Below are 20,182 nucleotides of genomic sequence, written 5' to 3'. Positions count from 1 at the left end.
TCCCAATCCTTACTACAGGCTACCTGAAATCTTCACGCCCCACGCCTGCCCATCCCCCCCACCGCGCAATCCCCGCTGCCAATCCGCCCCATGCCAAGCATAAAATGCCGCGTGCAAGGCATTTATTAAAGTTATCATGACCCAACACAAAAATATTTCCACCCGCCGCCCGCCGCAGCCACCCCGTTTTGCGCTACAATATTAACCGTCTGTTCCAATCCCCCTCCATCTCAACACTGAGTCAGTAGAAAGGATGCAGAAACATGAAGTTTAACGAACTCTTCCACGGCAACGACTTTGTCGGACGCCACCTCAGCCTGTCCGACCGCGCCGCGCTCCTGGCCGCCCTGGGCGAAAAAGACATCGACAGCTTTTTGGAAAACACCGTGCCGCACAACGTGCGCATGCCCGGCACCATCAAGCTGCCCGAAGCCCTGAGCGAAGCCGATGCCTTAGGCAAACTCAAAGGCATCGCCAGCGAAAACCGCATCAACAAAAGCTACATCGGCCTGGGCTACTACCCCACCCGCCTGCCCAACGTGATCCTGCGCAACGTGCTGGAAAACCCAGGCTGGTACACCGCCTACACCCCCTATCAGGCCGAAATCTCGCAAGGCCGCCTCGAAGCCCTGCTGAACTTCCAGCAAGTGTGCCTCGACCTCACCGGCTTCGAGCTGGCCGGCGCCTCCCTGCTGGACGAAGCCACCGCCGCCGCCGAAGCTATGGCCATGGCGCGCCGCGTGGGCAAATCCAAATCCAACCAATTCTTTGTGGACGAGCGCGTGTATCCGCAAACGCTCGACGTGCTCAAAACCCGCGCCAAATTCTTCGGCTTCGAGCTGGTGGTGGGCGATTTCGACACCGCGCGCAACGGCGAATACTTCGGCGCCCTGTTCCAATATGTGGGCAAAGACGGCGACGTGGCCGACCTGGGCGACGTGATTGCCGCCGTGAAAGCCAAAGGCGCGATTGTGGCCGTGGCTGCCGACATCATGAGCCTCGTGCTCTTGAAAGCGCCGGCCGAATTGGGCGCCGACATCGCCTTGGGCAGCACCCAGCGCTTCGGTATCCCGATGGGCTTCGGCGGCCCGCACGCCGCTTATTTCGCCTTCAAAGACAAAGACAAACGCTCCGCCCCCGGCCGCATCATCGGCGTATCCGTGGATGCCAAAGGCAAACCGGCGCTGCGTATGGCTTTGCAAACCCGTGAACAACACATCCGCCGCGAAAAAGCCAATTCCAATATCTGCACCTCGCAAGTATTGCTGGCCAACCTAGCCGGCATGTATGCCGTGTATCACGGCCCCGAAGGCGTAAAACGCATCGCCCGCCGCATCCACGCGCTGGCCTCCGCCTTTGCCGACGTGTTGCAGGCAGCCGGCTGCAAAGTGCTCCATTCCGTGTTCTTTGACACCGTGGCCGTAGATTTCGGCGGCAAGGCTCAGGCAGATACCGTGTATCAGAAAGCGCTAGACAAAGGCTACAACCTGCTGCGCATCGGCGATCAGGTGCTGGCTGCCGCCTTCAGCGAAACCTCCACCGCCGAAGAATTTGCCCAGCTGGCCGAACTCTTCACCGGCAAGGCAGCCGCCCTGCCCGAAAACGCCCCGGCCAGCAGGCTACCTGAAAAACTCCAGCGCCAAGGCAACATCCTGCAACACCCCGTGTTCAACAGCTACCACACCGAACACGAAATGCTGCGCTACCTGAAAAAACTGGAAGAGCGCGACCTGGCCATGAACCGCAGCATGATTTCGCTCGGCTCCTGCACCATGAAGCTGAACGCCACCAGCGAGATGATTCCCATCACCTGGCCCGAGTTCACCGAAATCCACCCCTTCGCCCCGCGCGAGCAGGTTCAAGGCTACCTGAAAATGATTCACGGCCTGCAAGAGCAGCTCAAAGCCGTAACCGGGTTTGACGCCGTCTGCATCCAGCCCAACTCCGGCGCGCAAGGCGAATACACCGGCATGATCACCATCCGCCGCTACCACGAAGCGCAAGGCCACCCCGAGCGCAACGTGTGCCTGATTCCGCGTTCCGCCCACGGCACCAACCCTGCCACCGCCCATATGGCCGGCATGCAGATTGTGATTGTGGACACCGACGAACACGGCAACGTGGACATCGCCGACCTGAAGGCCAAAGCCGAGCAACACAAAGACCACCTCGGCGCGCTGATGATCACCTATCCCTCCACCCACGGCGTGTATGAAGAAGGCATCCGCGACATCTGCCGCATCATCCACGAAAACGGCGGCCAAGTGTATATGGACGGCGCCAACATGAACGCCCAAGTGGGCATCATGCAGCCGGCCGAAGTGGGCGCCGACGTGCTGCACATGAACCTGCACAAAACCTTCTGCATCCCGCACGGCGGCGGCGGGCCGGGCATGGGCCCCATCGGCCTCAAAGCCCACCTCGCCCCCTACGCCCCGAGCCACGCAGTCGCCCCCGTGGAAGGCTTCACGCCCGGCATGAGCGCCGTGGCCGCCGCCCCGTATGGTTCCGCCAGCATCCTGCCGATTACCTGGATGTATATCAGCATGATGGGCGCCGAAGGCCTGCGCCGCGCCACCGAAACCGCGCTGCTCAACGCCAACTACGTGGCCAAACAGCTCTCCGCCGACTACCCCGTGCTCTACACCGGCAAAAACGGCCGCGTGGCCCACGAGTGCATCATCGACCTGCGCCCGCTCAAAGCCGAAAGCGGCATCACCGAGCTGGACATCGCCAAACGCCTGATGGACTACGGCTTCCATTCGCCCACCATGTCCTTCCCCGTGGTCGGAACGCTAATGATCGAGCCCACCGAGAGCGAAAGCAAGGCCGAGCTCGACCGCTTCATTGCCGCCATGAAGCAGATTAAGCAGGAAGCGCTCAAAGTGCAGCGCGGCGAATGGCCGAAAGACGACAACCCGCTGGTGAACGCACCGCACACCGCCGCCGACGTAACCGGCGAATGGAACCGTGCCTACAGCCGCGAAGAAGCCGTTTATCCGCTGCCCTACGTGCGCGAAAACAAATTCTGGCCGAGCGTAAACCGCATCGACGACGTGTATGGCGACCGCCACCTCGTCTGCTCCTGCCCCAGCATCGAGCACTATGAAGACTAAGCCCCTCCAAGGTTAGTCTGAACGCAAGAGGCTACCTGAAACCCTGTTTTCCGTTTTCAGGTAGCCTCTTTATAGTGGATTAAAATAAGAATGGGACAAGGCGGCGAGCCGCAGACAGTACAAGTAGTACGGCAAGGCGAGCCAACGCGGTAGCATTCTTATTTTAATCCACTATATTTTTCCCACCCTCATCAAGGAGACCTCCATGATTACCGTAGTAGCCCAATTTGAAGTCAAACCCGCCCAGCTCGACGCCTTCCTCAAGCATTGCGACGAGCTGATTGCCGAAACCCGCAAAGAAAACGGCTGCCTCTCCTACCACCTCTACCAAAACACCCAGCAGCCCAACCAAGTGAGCTTCATCGAACTGTGGCAAAACCAAGCCGTGCTCGACACCCACTCCGCCTCCGCCCACTTTACCCGCATCGTGCCCATCCTAGTGGAAGCCTGCGAAAAACCGCCCGTAATCCAGCTCTACACCCAGATTAAGTAACCCCCTGCCAAACCAAAAGGCTACCTGAAAACTGCAACACGGTTTTCAGGTAGCCTTTTGGCTTGCGGGGCACCGTGTGCACATCCAAAGCAAACCGTAAAGCCGCGTTAATCGGTTTTACGCCGCCGCCCGCGCGGGTTATAGTGCGTATTCCTTTCCACACTCATTACCAAGGAGCATCAATATGAGCAATTTCGACGAAATCGTAGGCAAAGTGAAGAAAGAAGTGGGCGACGCCGTAGGCAGCGGCAAGCTGCAGGCCGAAGGCCTGATTCAGGAAGGAGTGGGCAAAGCCAAAGAAGCCATTGCCGACGTGGGAAAACAAGCCGCCGATGTGCTGGAAAAAGGCAAGAAATCTGCCGAAGAGCTGGTGAACGAAGCCAAAGGCAAAGCCGAAGGCCTGATCAACGAGATCAAAGGCAAGTTCTAAACCGCTTCATCCTGCACGGATAAAAGGCTACCTGAAAATTTTAGCTTCGCAGAAACTTCACTGCGCTACGTTTTCAGGTAGCCTTTCTTATTGCTTAAGCGTTTGGCTTACAGCTTCCAATCGAGCTTGAACATGATGTTGCGCGGTTCGCCGAAGAAGTTATTGATGCCCCTGCTCCGCACGCGATTGTTTTCGTAATAGCGTTTGTCGGTCAGGTTAGTGCCGATCAGGCTCAGCTTAATGTGGTCGTTGAACTCGTACTGCACGTTGGCATTCCACAAAGCGTAGCCGCCCTGGGTGGTACTTTGCAACGTGCCGGTGTAGAGATTGCCGGTTTTGCTCTGCGCACTCACACCGCCGCCGATTGTCCATCTGCGTTCGCCGAACGGCAGACGGTAGCTGGTATAAAGCCGGAACATATGCTTCGGCGTCCAGCTGTTGTAGTTGGCGCCTTCTTGGAAATATGCCTGCGAGCCTTCTGTTGTACGGTATTTGCTGGTATTGAAAGTATAGCCGGCAAAGATTTTCCAGTTTTCATTGAGGCTACCTGAAATTTCGGCATCAAAACCGTGGCTTTGGATGCGCCCTAGCGGAATGTTGTAATAACGGCCGGTATAGGGGCTGCGGTCGGCAGAACTGATCGAACGGTTTTTCTGGATGATGTGGAACAGTGCCAATGCGGTATTGAGCTTGTTGTCGCCAAACCAGTCGGCCTTCCAGCCCACTTCGATATTGGTGCCGGTCATCGGGGTTAGGGGTTTGCCTACCGCATCTCTCGCACTCAGATGCGGGTTGAAGATTTGAGTGTAGCTGGCATACAGGCTGTGGTTGGGGTTGATGTCCCAAGTCAGGCCGAAATAGGGAACGAAACGGTTTTTGGTTTTGTAGTTGGGGTCGTAAGTCCATACGCCGCTCGTACCGGCATAGCGGTCGTGATAATCGCTTTTCCAGCGGGTGTAGCGCGTGCCGGCAATCAAGTGCAGGTTGTCTAGGATATTGAAGCGCGTGCCGGCAGCAATCCCCTGCGTAGTCAGCGTGTAGTCTTCATATTCGTGAAAACGGTATGGGCCAGTGTTGAAATCGGGATAAGCGATGTTGTGGTGGAAATCGTAGGCGTTGAAATTGGCGGTGCTGGTGTGCTGGCGCCAGTGGGCATGCAGTTTTTCGCGGGTGTGGTTCAGGGTAACGAATGCATCATGCTCACGGCTGAGCAGCCGATATTTGCCGACCAGATTGGCTTGGAGACCAAACTGCGAACCGTCATTGTCCATGCGCGTGGCACGGCCGCTCACAGCTAAAGTGCCATCTGCCGGCAAGCCTGTGTAAGTGTTATTAGTGTTGCCCAAGGCTGCCCATTCGGTCATGTAGCGGGATTTGGTGTAATTGACTTTGCCTGTCAGCTTCCAGTCTTCATTAAAACGATATTCCACTTCGCCAAATAGGTTAAGCTTGCTGGTTTCTTCGGTATTCCAGCCAGCACCGAGGAAGGTTTTGCGCGAGAAACCCGCATCACCTCCGCCCAAAGCCATCGGCACGCCGTAGCGGTCGGGAACAGAGTGTTCGTTTTGATAAGTTGCGCTGACGGTGGCTTTGGTGTTTTCGCCAAGGTCTGCATCCAATACGCCGTAAAGCACATATTTGCGACCGTCCACCTCATCTTTAAACGAGTCGCTACGTTCGGCTGCCACCACAGCACGGCCGCGCACGGTACGGGCTTCATTGAGTGCGCCGGAGAAATCACCCACGCCGCGCACGCTGCCGAATCGGTCGGCGCTGATGCTGGCACTGGCCTGCCTCATAGAAGTCGGGCGTTTGCGTACCACGTTGATGGTGCCGCCGGGCTCGCCGTTGCCTTGCGTTAGACCGGTGGCGCCGCGCACCACTTCGATGTGGTCGTAAATCGCCAAATCGGTTTGGCTGTGCGGATCAGCGTTGGTATTCAACATCGAGCCGCTCACGGTTACTGCCATGCCGTCTTCTTCAATACGGTTGATGTAGAAACCGCGTGATTGAAAGCGGAAACGGTTGCTATCACGGAATACATTCACGCCGGTGGTGGTTTTCAGTGCATCTTCAATACGGCTGATGTTTTGGTCATCCAACTGGGTTTTGGTGATCACGCTCACCGACTGCGGCGTTTCCTTGGGCGACAGGGCCAGACCGGTGGTGGTGCGCATGGCGGAGGTGGTGTAGCTGTTTCTGTTTTCGGTGCGCGTGCTGCGGTTACGGGCGGTGATTTGGATGGTTTCCAGCTCGGCGGAATCGGCCGGCTCGGGGCTTTGGTCGGCCCAGGCCGGCACGGCGGCAGCCAGCAGGGCGGCGATGAGGGTGGGCTTGAACGGATGCTGCATGATTTTTCCCTTTAAATTAAACAAAGTAAGCAATAGAATAGAACAACGCGGCGCATTATAATCTTTTGCAAACGAGTGCAAATAAATTTAATTCTTATTAACAGCCCGGCTGTTGATAAATAACCACAGCCGCCGCCAAGGTTATTCCCTGCGCGCCCAACCCAAGAACACAATTATTCTTTTAGACAAACACTTACCCGCCGCAGAACAGGCTACCTGAAAATCCCGCACATCAGCCCTGCCCCATTTTCAGGTAGCCACCACGCCCACACAAAAGGCTACCTGAAAACGATATCTTGTAAAGCAAGGCTGAGTTTCAGCGAAGCTAAAACGCAAGCTTCAACGCAGCGAAACAAGCAAAGCAAGTTTCTGCAAAGCTGAAACCATTTTTCAGGTAGCCTTTTCCCGTCCCACACAGCCCGCCTCAGCCGCCCTCCCCCGCCGGCAGCAAACGGTACACCCCCAGTGCTAGCCCCATACACAAACACAGCGGCAGCCACAGCGCCGGCGATTGGCGCGACAGCTCCAGCATAAACACCAGCGCTGTTACCGGCATTTTCTGCGCCACACCCAAAAACACCACCGCCCCCACAAACGCCGCCGCCCCCGCATCCACCCCCGGCAGCAGCACATTCCACCCGCAAGCCGCCGCAAACGCAATCAGCCCGCCCAACATCATCGAAGGCGTAATCCGCCCGCCATACGCCCCCGCCAGCGTGGCCAGCAGCAGCGCCGCCCACTTCGCCCCCAGCAGCCCCAGCGCATAGCGCCAATCCAAATCCCCCGCAAAACTCAGCTGATTGCCCGCCTTCCCGTTGCCCATAATCTCCGGAAACCACCAAGCCAAGAACCCGATCAGCCCAAACGCCGCCAACGCCACCCACACCATCCGCACACTGCGCCGCGGAATTTCAGGTAGCCTCCCCATACACCGCTCAAAGCCCCACACCCCCAAAGCCAACAACGGCGCCACTGCCAAAGCCCACACATTAAACCCCCAATCCGGCAGCGGAAACGCCGGCATCGGATACTGAATCACATCCCCTAGCCCCGCGCGCACCACCAACACCGCCGTCCCGCAAGCAATCAGCGCCGCCAACAACCGCTCCCGCGACCACGACAACATCAGCGTTTCCAGCGCAAACACTGCCGCCGCCAGCGGCACGTTATACACCGCTGCCAAGCCCGCCCCCGAAGCACAAGCCAGCAGCACCCCCCGCTCCTCCGCATCCAGCCCGCGCCACTTCGCCCACCGCTCCGCCAGCGCCGCACTGATTTCCCGCGGCGCCACCTCCCGCCCCAGCGGCGAGCCCAAAGCCACCGTAACAATCTGCAACAAACCGTGCAGCAGTGTTGCCGCCAGCGGCATTTCCCGCCCGCTCACCACCGCCGTTTTAATCGGCACCAACGGCGCCGCCTTGCGGTGCAGCCACACCCAGCCCGCGCCCACCACCCCGCCGCACAGCAGCAACACCAGCCAACGCCGCAGCGGCGAGCTCTCCTCCACCATCACCCGATACGGCAACACCACATCCGCCGGATAGCCGAACACCCAATGCTGCACCGCATGCAGCAGCAGCGTCAGCACAATGCCCGTGATGCCCGCCGCCACACCCACCGCCAGCAGGGAAACAATCAATTTGGGAGAAAGGGATTTCATGAGAACAAGATTTTTGAGATTCACAACAAACACAGGAAAATATTTCACTTCGCTGAAACCATATTTTCAGGTAGCCTCAAGCTGCTGCAATGTAGCCCAAAGAAAACCAAAAGGCTACCTGAAATTTCAGGTAGCCTCACTCGCGCATCAGCCTAAGCGCGATACTGGCGCATACTCAGCGGCAATTGTTTGCCAGACGGCGAACACAAATCCGGCGAATATTTCAACGCCCCCATCGCCGCCCGAATGATATGCGGCGCGGTTTTGCCGATGCTGAACTGCTCCGGCATATTCAGCCAAATATTCATCAGCCCGCTAATCACTGACATCATAAACACCACCGCCAGATTCACATTCAAATCCTCCGGCAGCTGTTTCTTTTGCAGGCTCAGCGTGAGCGTATCGGTAAGCAGGCGCTGCCACATATCCTGATAGCTGCGCATAATTTTCACCACCGAATGGTTCTGCTCGGTGTATTCGCATTTTAAATGGATGATATTGCAGAACTTCCGCATGGTTTCATCGGTTTCCAGCCGCTGAAACATATTGATGGTGGCCACTTCGAAGCTTTCCCAAATATCGGGCGACTGGGTTTCCACATCGTGCGCCAATTCGTTCGACAATTCGGCAAACACCTGCTGAAACAAGCCCTCAAACAAGTCTTCTTTGTTTTTAAAGTGCCAATACAGCGCCCCGCGCGTTACGCCGGCGGTCTGCGCAATTTCATTTAGAGATGAACGGCTGATGCCGCGCAAATAGAACGTATCCAGCGCTGCCCTTAGCAGATAGTTGCGTGTTTTTTGTGCTTCAACTTTGGTTTTTCGCATCGTTATTTTATTGTATCTGGTTTATTTATTATCGAATTTTGTCATGCCTAGAGTTTGCTTTCAAGTGGCCCGCCCGCCCGCTCTGCCGGCAATGTTGCTTTTTGGCGTTTTGCTATGTTTTTTGTAAACCATCATAGACAACATACATCAATGCACGTAAAATGCCGGCCTTATTCTCTGCGGCTGCTTATGCCACCAAGGCTCACAAGCAGCCATAATTCGTTAATTAAACGACACTTTCATAAGGCCACCATAATGACATCTTTCAACATATCAGGGAAAACGGGCTTCAAACTGAGCGCAATCGCACTTGCATCGGTTTTGGCTCTGTCTGCCTGCGGGGAAAACGAACAACAGCAACAGGGCGGCCCCGCGCCGGTGGTGAGCGTGCTCACCGTGAAAGCGGAAGACACCACCATCAGCACCAGCCTGCCCGGCCGCTTGGAATCCTTCCGTTCCGCTGAAATCCGCCCGCAAGTGAGTGGCATCATCCAGCGCCGCCTGTTCCAAGAAGGCAGCTACGTGCAGGCCGGCCAAGCGCTCTACCAGCTCGACGATGCCACCTATTCCGCCGGCTTGGCCAGCGCCCGCGCCCAATTGGCCGCTGCCGAAGCCGCCCAAGCCAAAGCCAATGCCGATTTGGCACGCTATCAGCCCTTGGTGGCCGCCGATGCCATCAGCAAACAGGAATACGATGCCGCCGTGGCCGCCCAGCGCTCGGCCGCGGCCAATGTGAACGCTGCCCGCGCCGCCGTCCGCTCAGCTCAGGTAAACGTGAACCACGCCCGCATCACCGCGCCGATTTCTGGCTACATCGGCCGCTCCAACGTATCTGAAGGCGCACTGCTCACTGCCGGCAGCAGCACCGTGCTGGCCACCATCCAGCAAACCAACCCGATGTATGTAAACGTTACCCAATCCGCGCTGGAAGTGATGAAACTGCGCCGCCAGATTGCCGAAGGCCAGATGAGCGCGGTAAACGGCGCAGTGGAAGTGTCCATCATCATGGAAGACGGCAGCGAATATCCGCAAAAAGGCCGCCTGCTCTTCACCGACCCGACCGTGAACGAGACCACCGGCCAAGTTTCCCTGCGCGTGGAAGTGCCAAACGAAGATAACATCCTGTTGCCTGGCCTGTATGTGCAGGTGCGCCTGCCACAGGCGCAGATGAGCCGTGCCTACCTGATTCCGCAGCGTGCGGTTACCCGTGGCGAGAAAGATACGGTAATCGTGGTGGCTGCCGACGGTTCGATGCGCCCGCAGGAAGTGACCATTGCCGGCCAGAGCGGCAACAACTGGATTGTTAGCGGCGGCCTGAAAGACGGTGACAAAGTGGCCGTGGACGGCACCATGATTGCCGGCATGATGGGTGCGCAGAAAGTACAGGTACAGGAATGGCAGGCTTCGCAGCCGCAACAGCAGCCTGCTCCAGCCGCGCCCGCTAGCGCACCGGCCAAACAGCCTGCCGCCGCCTCGGCTCCTGCGACCGCTTCCACTGCCAAACCCGCTTCCGAAGCCAAATAAAGGGGCTGCTATAAATGGCTAAATTCTTTATCGACCGCCCCGTGTTTGCGTGGGTTATCTCTATTTTCATTATTCTGGCAGGTGTGCTGGCCATTCAGAAGCTGCCGGTATCGCAGTATCCGTCTGTGGCCGCGCCCACCTTCAACCTTACCGCCACCTACCCCGGCGCTTCCGCCCAAGTGATGGAAGACAGCGTGCTGGCCGTGATTGAGCGCAACATGAACGGCGTGGAAGGCTTGGATTATATGTCCACTTCTGCCGACTCCAGCGGTAGGGGCACGGTAACGCTCACGTTTACCCCCGACACCAACGAAGACGTGGCGCAGATTGAGGTAAACAACAAACTGAACGAAGTGTTGTCCAGCCTGCCCACCACCGTGCAGCAATACGGTGTGAACGTATCGAAATCCCGCTCCAACTTCCTGATGGTGGTGGCGCTCTCTTCCACCAGCCAAAGCTTGGAAGAAATGGCCGACTACGCCCAGCGCAACATCGTGCCCGAACTGCAACGCTTGGAAGGCGTGGGCGCGGTGCGCCTATTTGCTTCTCAGCGCGCCATGCGTGTGTGGGTGGATCCGCAGAAACTGCAAAATTTCAATCTATCGTTTGCCGATGTTTCTTCTGCCATCAGCGCCCAAAACGCGCAGATTTCCGCCGGTTCGCTCGGCTCGCTGCCGGCCAACCAAGGGCAAACCATCACCGCCACCATCACCGCCGAAGGCCAGCTCAGCACTCCTGAGCAATTCGGCAACATCATTCTGCGCAGCACCACCGACGGCGCCAACGTATACCTGCGCGATGTAGCCAAAATCGAGCTGGGTTCGGAAGATTATTCTTCCAGCACCCGCCTGAACGGTACGCCCACCGTCGGCTTAGCCGTGATGCTTTCCAACAGCGGTAACGCCACCGCCACCGCCGCCTTGGTGAAAGACCGCATGAACACGCTGGAAAACTACTTCCCCGGCGACATGAAATGGAATGCACCCTACGACACCTCCACCTTCGTAGAAATCTCCATCAACCAAGTGGTGCACACCTTGGTGGAAGCCATGGTGTTGGTGTTCATTGTGATGTTCGTGTTCCTGCAAAATATCCGCTACACCCTGATTCCCACCATCGTGGTGCCAATTTCGCTTTTGGGCGGTTTTGCCGGCATCTACTATCTCGGCATGTCAATCAACGTGCTCACCATGTTTGCCATGGTGCTGGTGATCGGTATCGTGGTGGACGACGCCATCGTGGTGGTGGAAAACGTAGAACGCATCATGTCGGAAGAAGGGCTGCCGCCGCGAGAAGCCACGCATAAGGCCATGGGCCAGATTTCCGGCGCCGTGGTCGGCATTACCGCCGTGTTGATTTCCGTGTTTGTACCGCTGGCCATGTTCAGCGGCGCCACCGGCAAAATCTACCAACAGTTCGCCATCACCATGGTGATTTCCATCGCCTTCTCCGCCTTCCTCGCGCTGTCGCTTACGCCTGCTTTGTGCGCCACGCTGCTCAAGCCTGTAGCCAAAGGCCACCACGAGGAAAAAACCGGCTTCTTCGGCTGGTTCAACCGCAAATTCGATGCCGGCAACAAACGCTATGAAAGCTGGGTGGCCGCCCTGCTGCTGCGTGCCGGCCGGATGGTGATTGTGTATGCTGCCCTCATCGCTGTGGCCGCCTTCCTGTTCACCCGCATTCCGTCTTCCTTCCTGCCCACCGAAGACCAGGGTAACCTGATGGTGAGCATCCAGCTGCCTGCCGGCGCCACCAAAGAGCGCACCGACGCCACTTTGCTGAACGTGGAAAAAATCGCCATGGGCATGCCCGAAGTGAAAGACGTGTTCACCGTATCCGGCTTCAGCTTTTCAGGTAGCGGCCAAAACATGGCCTTGGGCTTCGTGATTTTGAAAAACTGGGACGAACGCAAAGGCGCGGGCCAAGATGCCACCAGCGTTACTAGAAAACTCACTGGCGCCTTTATGGGCAGCGGTCTAATCCGCGACGGTTTCGCCATTGCTGTGAACCCGCCGCCCATCCGCGAGCTGGGCAACGGCGGCTTGGAATTCCACCTGCAAGACCGTAACAACCACGGCCACCAGGCCCTGGTTGCCGCCCGCAACCAGCTGATTGCCGAAATGCGTAAAAACCCGATGTTCGGCGACACCCGCTCTTCCGGCCTGGAAGACGCGCCGCAGCTCAAGTTGTCGATCGACCGCGAAGCCGCCGCCGCACAAGGCATCAGCATGGCTTCCATCCGTGCCGCTTTGAGCACCGCATTGGGCGGCTCCTATATCAACGACTTCCCCAACAAAGGCCGTTTGCAGCGCGTTTACGTGCAGGCCGATGCGCAGGCGCGCATGCAGCCTGAGCAGATTCTGGCCATGACTGTGCCCAACAGCCAAGGCGTGGCCGTGCCGCTCTCCACCGTGGTGAGTGCCTCTTGGGGGGCCGGCATGGAGCAGAGCACCCGCTTCAACGGCTATCCCTCCATGTCGATCAGCGGCGCGGTAAACTCCGGCTTTGCCAGCGGCGACGCTATGGCCGAAGTGGAACGCATCGTATCGCAGATGGACGGCTACAGCGTGGAATGGGCCGGCGAATCGCGCGAACAGGCCAGCGGCGCCTCCCAGCGCACCACCCTGTATATCTTCGTGCTGGTAGCCGTGTTCCTGGTGTTGGCCGCCTTGTATGAAAGCTGGTCGATTCCGGCCGCCGTGCTGCTGGTGGCGCCTTTGGGCTTCCTCGGCGTGGTGCTCGGCGTGTTCGGCCGCAATATGTTTAACGGCCTGCTCCGCACGCAGGAGGTGTATTTCAACGACATCTACTTCATGGTGGGCATGATTACGGTAATCGGCCTGAGCGCGAAAAACGCCATTCTGATTATCGAGTTTGCCAAAGACCTGCAAGCCCAGGGCAAAACCGCCATGGAATCCGCCCTTGCTGCCGCGCATCTGCGTTTCCGCCCGATTTTGATGACCTCCTTCGCCTTCATCTTGGGCGTGGTGCCGCTGTATATCGCTTCCGGCGCCAGCTCCGCCAGCCAACGCGCCATCGGCACCACCGTATTCTGGGGGATGACCATCGGCACGCTCTTGTCTGTGTTCCTCGTGCCGCTGTTCTACGTACTGGTGCGCAAGCTGTTCAAGCCCACCCAGCATGAAACCGAAATCACGGCCGCCCACAGCAACATCAGCCACGAGCTGGCCGACATGTACGTTTCCGAAGCCGAACGCGGCCTCAGCGACGAAGAGAAACAAGACCTGCACCACGACTAAGCTTTTTTCAGGTAGCCTCTGCCCCGCATGAGGCTACCTGAAAAATACAAGGACCCATTATGCAAACCAATTTGAAACCGATTGCGGCCGGCATCGCCTCCGCCCTGCTGCTTTCCGCCTGCACCCTGGCGCCAAGCTACCGTCAGCCCGAAGTAAACGTGCCCGCCCAATTCCGCTACGACACCGCCGCCGGCCAAAGCGTCAGCCGCGCCGCCGACACCGGCTGGGAAGACTACTTTGCCGACCCGCGCCTCAAATCGCTGATTACCCTGGCGCTGAAAAACAACCCCGACCTGCGCATGGCCGCGCTCAACGCCGAAGCCGTGCGCGCCCAATACGTGATCACCCGCGCCGCCTCCCTGCCCGGCATCAACGCCAGCGGCACCGGCCAGCGCGCCCGCGTGGCACAAGATTTGAGCAGCACCGGCCAATCCTACATCGCCGAATCCTACAACGTCGGCCTCGGCATCGCCTCCTACGAAATCGACCTTTTCGGCAAAGCCCGCAGCAACAACCGCGCCGCCCTGCAAAGCTACTTCAGCAGCGTGGCCGCCCGCGATTCCGCCCACCTCTCGCTCGTTTCCTCCGTGGCCAAAGCCTATTTCAACGAACGCTACGCCGAAGAATCCATGAAGTTGGCGCAACGCGTGCTGCAAACCCGCGAGCAAACCTACCGCCTCAACCAAATCCAGCACAACGCCGGCGTGATTTCCGCCGTCAACCTGCGCGAAATGGAAGGCCTGATCGAATCGGCCAAAGCCGACTACGCCGCCGCCCTGCGCACCCGCGAGCAGGCGCACAACGCCCTAGTTACCCTCATCAACCAGCCCGTGCCCGCCAACCTGCCCGCCGGCCTGCCGCTGGATAAGCAGTTCCGCATCACCAAGCTGCCAGCCGGCCTCACCTCCGACGTGCTGCAAAACCGCCCTGACATCCGCGCCGCCGAGCACAACCTGCGCCAGGCCAACGCCAACATCGGCGCCGCCCGCGCCGCCTTCTTCCCCAGCATCAGCCTCACCAGCACCATCGGCACCGGCAGCACCGAGATGAAGCGCCTGTTCGACGGCGTAAACCGCACCTGGGTGTTCTCGCCCACCATCAACGTGCCCATCTTCAACTGGGGCAGCCTGCGCGCCAGCCTCGACGTGGCCAAACTGCGCCAGCAGTCTGCCGTGGCCGCCTATGAAAAAGCCGTGCAGTCTGCCTTCCAAGACGTATCCAACGCCTTGGTGGCGCGCGAAACCCTGCAGCAGCAATACGATTCCCGCCTGCAAACCCAAAAGGCCTACAACGACCGCCTGCGCCTGATCAACCTGCGCTACCGCCACGGCGTGTCCAGCTCGCTGGAAGTGCTTGATGCCGAGCGCAGCAGCTACTCCGCCGATTCCGCCGTGCTCGCTACCCAGCTCAATATGCTGGAAAACCTGGCCGACCTGTATAAAGCCCTCGGCGGCGGCCTCAAGCAATACAGCGAAGCCGCGCCCGCTGCAAACGCAGCCGCCGGCAACGCATCCGCCCCTGCCGAAGCCGGCAGCAGCAAATAATTTTTCAGGCAGCCCCAGCCTGCCGGCCATGCCGCAACACCACAGCATGGCCGGCAGTTCTTTTGCCCGCATCCCAAGCGAGCTTGAGGCTACCTGAAAACCGTGTCCCCCAATCCAAGCGCCGCACCTTTCTATTTTTCAGGTAGCCTTTAAGCCGCCAGCCCTCAATCGGTATCACCATGCCAACAATCAAAGGCTACCTGAAAAATTTGAGCCGCATAGAAACTTTTCAGGTAGCCTCCCCGCTCCCGGTCTACTAATCAATTAGCGTTATAATCTCCCTTTTGCCCGCCCCGTTTACCCATCTGCCATTTTTCAGGTAGCCTCATGGACATCATCCAATACCCAAATTCCCCCTTCAAACTCCACCAGCCCTTCCCGCCCGCCGGCGACCAGCCGACTGCGATTGCAGGATTATTGGAAGGCTTGGAAGACGGCCTGGCCTATCAAACCCTGCTCGGCGTAACCGGTTCGGGCAAAACCTACACCATGGCAAACGTCATCGCCCAAAGCGGCCGCCCCGCCATCATCATGGCGCACAACAAAACCCTCGCCGCCCAGCTCTACGCCGAAATGCGCGAGTTTTTCCCCGAAAACGCGGTGGAATATTTCGTCTCCTACTACGACTATTACCAACCCGAAGCCTACGTTCCCAGCCGCGACTTGTTCATCGAAAAAGACAGCGCGATTAACGAACACATCGAACAGATGCGCCTTTCCGCCACCAAAAACCTGATGACGCGCGACGACGTGATTATCGTCGCCACCGTGTCCGCCATTTACGGTATCGGCGACCCGACCGAATACCAACAAATGGTGTTGTCCGTCAAAGAAGGCGACACCATCGAGCAGCGCGACATCATCGCCACGCTCGTTTCCATGCAGTACGAACGCGGCGATTTGGACTTCAAACGCGGCAGCTTCCGCGTGCGCGGCGACGTGATTGACGTCTATCCCGCCGAAAGCTCCGAAAACGCCCTGCGCATCAGCCTGTTCGACGACGAAATCGACCGCCTCGATATGTTCGACCCGCTTTCAGGCAGCCTGCACCAGCGCGTCGGTCGCTACACCGTCTTCCCGTCCAGCCACTACGTTACCCCGCGCGACACCGTCTTGCGCGCCTGCGAGTCCATCAAAGAAGAACTGCGCGAACGCATCGAATTTTTCGCCCGCGAACAACGCCCCGTCGAACAGCAGCGCATCGAACAGCGCACCCGTTTCGACCTCGAAATGCTCTACGAAATGGGCTTCTGCAAAGGCATTGAAAACTACTCCCGCCACTTCTCCGGCAAAAAAGAAGGCGAACCGCCGCCCACGCTGATGGACTACCTGCCAAGCAACGCCATCATGTTCATCGACGAAAGCCACGTTACCGTTACCCAAATCGGCGGCATGTACAAAGGCGACGCATCGCGCAAGCAAAACCTCGTCGATTACGGCTTCCGCCTGCCTTCCGCCCGCGACAACCGCCCGCTCAAATTCCACGAATTTGAAAAAGTCATGCCGCAAACCGTCTTCGTTTCCGCCACCCCCGCCAAATACGAAGAAGAACACACCGGACAAGTGGTCGAACAAGTCGTCCGCCCCACAGGGCTGGTCGACCCCCAAATCATCATCCGCCCCGTCGCCACCCAAGTCGATGACTTAATGAGCGAAATCAACGACCGCATCCAAAAAGGCGAACGCGTACTCGTTACCACCCTCACCAAACGCATGGCGGAACAACTCACCGACTATTACAGCGAACTCGGCATCAAAGTGCGCTACCTGCACAGCGACATCGACACCGTAGAGCGCGTTGAAATCATTAGAGATTTGCGATTAGGTTTGTTTGACGTACTCGTCGGCATCAACCTCTTGCGCGAAGGCCTAGACATCCCCGAAGTCTCCCTCGTCGCCATCCTCGACGCCGACAAAGAAGGTTTCCTGCGCTCCCACCGCAGCCTGATTCAGACTATCGGCAGGGCAGCGCGCAACGTGAACGGCGTGGCCATCCTGTACGCCGACAAAATCACCGATTCCATGAAAGCCGCCATCGACGAAACCGAACGCCGCCGCGAAAAACAGATGAAATTCAACGAAGAACACGGCATCGTACCGCAGCAGATTAAAAAACAAGTCAAAGACATCATCGACGGCGTGTACCACGAAGAAGGCAGCGGCAAAGGTCGTCTGAAAGGCAAAAACAAGGTTAAAGTCGGCGAAATCCACAATGAAGAAGACGCGATCAAAGAAATCGCCAAACTGGAAAAAGCCATGCAGCAGGCGGCACGGGATTTGCAGTTTGAAGAGGCGGCGGTGTTGCGGGATAGGATTCGGGGGATTAAGGAGAATCTGCTTTTTGGGGCGGAGTGAATATTTCCCTGACGAATGTTAGAGATTGGAGATAACTATGAAACAGTTGAGTAAGATATTTACTAGCTTCTTCTTAATATTGAATAGAAGAAATATCTATAAATATCTGATTGGATAGATAGATTTAGCATCGGATGAATTGGATAAAATTCAAGAATATCTTGAAAAAAATTATACCTTTGCAATTTAGTGAGCATAAATCGAATTTGATTAGGCAAATTGAACAGAGGAAGATCCTCTATTTACGAAATCTTTCTGTTGATGAGTTGGATTACCTCTTGAAGTCAAATATTGATTTGAATGATTTGCTTGCCGTTATCTATGCAAAAGGCGGAATATCATCAGCTTTTGGAAGTACTACCTGGATAAATTAACAAAAAAACATAACAAAACAGATGCTTGCATTCGTTTTATTGCTACCTTATTTGCAACAGCCGGATGTTTTGTTACCCCTTTTATAATCTACCTAGTGATAGCAATAGCTTTTTTAGAGTTTAACGTGATTCGATTAGTCATAAAAGGTATTGCTTATCTTGGGGTAAGTTTATTACCTATACTAATATTTACATTAATAAGCAACATGGCAAACCAAATGAAAGTGCTGGAAGAGAGTATTCATTCATATTTACTTGAACAAGTGTAACTGCTTAAATAGCAAACTGCATCTATACTAGCCACGTGTATGGATACACTCCAACTGCAAATAAACCAACGAGGCCGTCTAATTTTTCAGACAGCCTCTTCTGTTTTCAGCTTTATCGTTTATTCGATTACTACTCGTGCATTCAGCGGCTGTACAGGACGGTTGTTGTGTGAACCAACAGCGCGGGTGAATTTTTCCGCTTGTGCCTGGTCGATGTGGTCATAAGTTTTCAACACCAACCATGATACGCCCTCAGTGCATGGTGGCGTGGTCAACGAGCCGGCAAAGCGGTAGTATTGCAGGTTCCGCGGCAGCAAGGATGAAGCATTAAACGGTTGGTTGAGTTTCACTTTTCCCGATGTCATCGGCATTACGTTCCATATGGAAGACAGGCGGTTGTTGATTCTGCCGGCTTCATACAGCACGGCCAATACCAAAGGCTGTCGGTTTTCGTCTAAGTGAACGAAGTGGGCTTCCATCGGGAAGGAGTGGCCTTTGATTTGGTTTTCACTAGGCACGTGGAAGTGGAACTGCTTCAGAGTGTAGGTGCGTCCATTCACAGTCAGGGTATTGCCACCTTCAGGATAATTAATCTGGATAGTGTGGCCGTTGTTTTCGACTTCTACGGCACTCGGACGGTAATTGACCTGAATGGCAGGCAACCTGCCGGAAACGGTTTCGGTAATATTTACAGGTGATTGGTTTTTGCCTGTGGAGCACAGACGGAACTCTTCAGACAGGTTGCCCCAGCTTTCGGGAGAATCATGTCCGGTGTAGCCCCAATGGGTATGATCACCGTGTGCAGCAGCGGAAACTGCAGTACAGGTTAACAGCAGGATGGCGGTCAGGCGCGGTAAAGTGCGGGGGATGCAAGGCATTGCAAGATCCTTTCTATTAAGGAGTGGAAAAAAGCATTGCGGTGCGTATATAAATATTTTTATTTTTTAGAAAGATAGCTATATTAAATGATTCGGTCAAGCTTTCCCTGCCTTCAAACCATTAGTGCAATGAAGTTAAAGCGAATTCATTTCGCCATAAATCCTACTTTATTTTAGGTAAGTGTTAAACAGCAAGCCGTAGCCTGTATTCCCCACTAACTGCATACTGTATGAACCGTGAATACAACGCGTAGAATTATGTGCTATCGGCACGCACGCATTACTTGAAATTCCATCTCCGCATGCGCGGCTGTGCCACACTCCCTACCCACTTCTGTTATTTCCCCCAAAAAGACTACCTGAAAATAAAACTTCAGCGTGGTAAAAACCCAAGGGGCTGACGTAGATTAGCCCTAAATTCCACACCATCTCCGCAGGATTTTAAGCTGTTGGGACGGTGTACCGAAGTTAAACCGAAATTCGCATTCTTTCAAGAACAGCAGGAAAGATTTGCGGTCGATTCCGTTGTATTTGCGTAAGACACGTTTTGCCTGATTCCAGAAATTCTCAATGCCGTTAATGTGGTTTTGACGGTCTGCAAATTCCTTGGAATGGTTAATACGGTGATGGATAAAACCACTCACGCCCAACTTGTCGTAACTGCTCAGGCTGTCGGTATAGACAATGCTGTCCGGCATAATTTTCCTTTTTATTACAGGCATCAATGTTTCAGACTTGGCATTATCCACCACAATAGTGTAGACCCGTCCCTGCCGTTTCAGGATGCCGAATACCACTACCTTGCCTGCCGCACCACGTCCTCGCCTGCCTTTGCGGCGTCCGCCGAAATAGCTTTCGTCCAATTCGACCGGGCCGGCGAAAATTTCATCGGCCGCCAGTGCCAGATGATGGCTGATGACTTGGCGGATTTTGTGGTAGAACAGGAGNGNTTTNGGTNNCTGNATGCCCAAAATATCAGCAGCGGCNCGGGCGGTANCTTCGAGTNCAAAAACTNGAGCAGTTTCTTTTGTATTTTCCCACTTAGTTTACAATTGGTTATTTGCATTTTCGTAGCCTAGCATAGCTGCTAATCTACGTCAG

At 56.1% G+C, this 20,182-nt stretch carries 11 protein-coding genes and 1 pseudogene; 7 read left to right on the top strand and 5 right to left on the bottom strand.

Annotated features, from left to right (window positions below; all coding sequences use genetic code 11):
* Positions 1–263: 263 nt before the first annotated feature.
* From gcvP to A7P95_RS06525, 3 genes are all read left to right on the top strand, one after another.
* Positions 264–3,116, top strand: a complete 2,853-nt coding sequence (gcvP, locus tag A7P95_RS06535) for an aminomethyl-transferring glycine dehydrogenase (RefSeq protein ID WP_067592928.1) — start codon at positions 264–266, stop codon at positions 3,114–3,116.
* 205 nt (positions 3,117–3,321) lie between these two features.
* A complete protein-coding gene (locus A7P95_RS06530) occupies positions 3,322–3,609 on the top strand; it encodes a putative quinol monooxygenase (RefSeq protein WP_067592925.1) in 288 nt (95 codons plus the stop codon).
* Between the two features lie 184 nt (positions 3,610–3,793).
* Complete coding sequence (locus A7P95_RS06525; RefSeq protein ID WP_067592922.1) at positions 3,794–4,039, top strand: CsbD family protein; 246 nt, start codon at positions 3,794–3,796, stop codon at positions 4,037–4,039.
* A 107-nt stretch (positions 4,040–4,146) separates the two neighbouring features.
* Here the strand turns inward: A7P95_RS06525 and A7P95_RS06520 are convergent, their stop codons facing one another.
* The 3 genes from A7P95_RS06520 to mtrR form a co-directional block, all read right to left on the bottom strand.
* The gene (locus tag A7P95_RS06520; RefSeq protein ID WP_067592919.1) at positions 4,147–6,390 is read right to left on the bottom strand and encodes a TonB-dependent siderophore receptor; all 2,244 of its coding nucleotides are present in this window, start codon (positions 6,388–6,390) and stop codon (positions 4,147–4,149) included.
* Between the two features lie 424 nt (positions 6,391–6,814).
* Positions 6,815–8,050: a chloride channel protein gene (locus A7P95_RS06515; RefSeq protein WP_067593045.1), complete on the bottom strand. Its 1,236-nt coding sequence runs from the start codon at positions 8,048–8,050 to the stop codon at positions 6,815–6,817.
* A gap of 152 nt (positions 8,051–8,202) precedes the next feature.
* Entirely contained in the window at positions 8,203–8,877 is a 675-nt protein-coding gene (gene mtrR / locus A7P95_RS06510) for a multidrug efflux system transcriptional repressor MtrR (protein ID WP_067592915.1), read from the bottom strand.
* 255 nt (positions 8,878–9,132) lie between these two features.
* Between mtrR and A7P95_RS06505 the strand changes: the two genes are divergently transcribed.
* From A7P95_RS06505 to uvrB, 4 genes are all read left to right on the top strand, one after another.
* A complete protein-coding gene (locus A7P95_RS06505; RefSeq protein ID WP_067592913.1) occupies positions 9,133–10,401 on the top strand; it encodes an efflux RND transporter periplasmic adaptor subunit in 1,269 nt (422 codons plus the stop codon).
* Positions 10,402–10,415: 14 nt separating this feature from the next.
* A complete protein-coding gene (locus A7P95_RS06500; protein WP_067592910.1) occupies positions 10,416–13,661 on the top strand; it encodes an efflux RND transporter permease subunit in 3,246 nt (1,081 codons plus the stop codon).
* A gap of 56 nt (positions 13,662–13,717) precedes the next feature.
* Entirely contained in the window at positions 13,718–15,205 is a 1,488-nt protein-coding gene (locus A7P95_RS06495) for an efflux transporter outer membrane subunit (protein ID WP_425387464.1), read from the top strand.
* Between the two features lie 327 nt (positions 15,206–15,532).
* Positions 15,533–17,560: an excinuclease ABC subunit UvrB gene (gene uvrB / locus A7P95_RS06490; protein WP_067592904.1), complete on the top strand. Its 2,028-nt coding sequence runs from the start codon at positions 15,533–15,535 to the stop codon at positions 17,558–17,560.
* A gap of 762 nt (positions 17,561–18,322) precedes the next feature.
* Here the strand turns inward: uvrB and cah are convergent.
* Positions 18,323–19,081, bottom strand: coding sequence for a carbonic anhydrase (cah, locus tag A7P95_RS06480; protein ID WP_067592898.1), 759 nt, complete (start codon positions 19,079–19,081; stop codon positions 18,323–18,325).
* Between the two features lie 413 nt (positions 19,082–19,494).
* Positions 19,495–20,147: pseudogene (locus A7P95_RS06475) on the bottom strand (IS1595 family transposase).
* Between the last annotated feature and the right edge of the window lie 35 nt (positions 20,148–20,182).

This window comes from Eikenella longinqua, from assembly GCF_001648355.1.
In the GTDB taxonomy this organism is placed as follows: Bacteria; Pseudomonadota; Gammaproteobacteria; order Burkholderiales; family Neisseriaceae; genus Eikenella; species Eikenella longinqua.
The sequence above is the reverse complement of the archived record's forward strand: the minus strand, read 5'-3'. Positions and strand labels throughout refer to the sequence as shown.

Excerpts from the sequence above, each read along its gene's own strand:
- A7P95_RS06515 (WP_067593045.1), bottom strand. The coding sequence starts at position 8,050 with ATGAAATCCCTTTCTCCCAAATTGATTGTTTCCCTGCTGGCGGTGGGT.
- cah (WP_067592898.1), bottom strand. The coding sequence starts at position 19,081 with ATGCCTTGCATCCCCCGCACTTTACCGCGCCTGACCGCCATCCTGCTG.
- A7P95_RS06530 (WP_067592925.1), top strand. The coding sequence starts at position 3,322 with ATGATTACCGTAGTAGCCCAATTTGAAGTCAAACCCGCCCAGCTCGAC.
- gcvP (WP_067592928.1), top strand. The coding sequence starts at position 264 with ATGAAGTTTAACGAACTCTTCCACGGCAACGACTTTGTCGGACGCCAC.
- A7P95_RS06505 (WP_067592913.1), top strand. The coding sequence starts at position 9,133 with ATGACATCTTTCAACATATCAGGGAAAACGGGCTTCAAACTGAGCGCA.
- A7P95_RS06520 (WP_067592919.1), bottom strand. The coding sequence starts at position 6,390 with ATGCAGCATCCGTTCAAGCCCACCCTCATCGCCGCCCTGCTGGCTGCC.
- A7P95_RS06525 (WP_067592922.1), top strand. The coding sequence starts at position 3,794 with ATGAGCAATTTCGACGAAATCGTAGGCAAAGTGAAGAAAGAAGTGGGC.
- mtrR (WP_067592915.1), bottom strand. The coding sequence starts at position 8,877 with ATGCGAAAAACCAAAGTTGAAGCACAAAAAACACGCAACTATCTGCTA.
- uvrB (WP_067592904.1), top strand. The coding sequence starts at position 15,533 with ATGGACATCATCCAATACCCAAATTCCCCCTTCAAACTCCACCAGCCC.
- A7P95_RS06500 (WP_067592910.1), top strand. The coding sequence starts at position 10,416 with ATGGCTAAATTCTTTATCGACCGCCCCGTGTTTGCGTGGGTTATCTCT.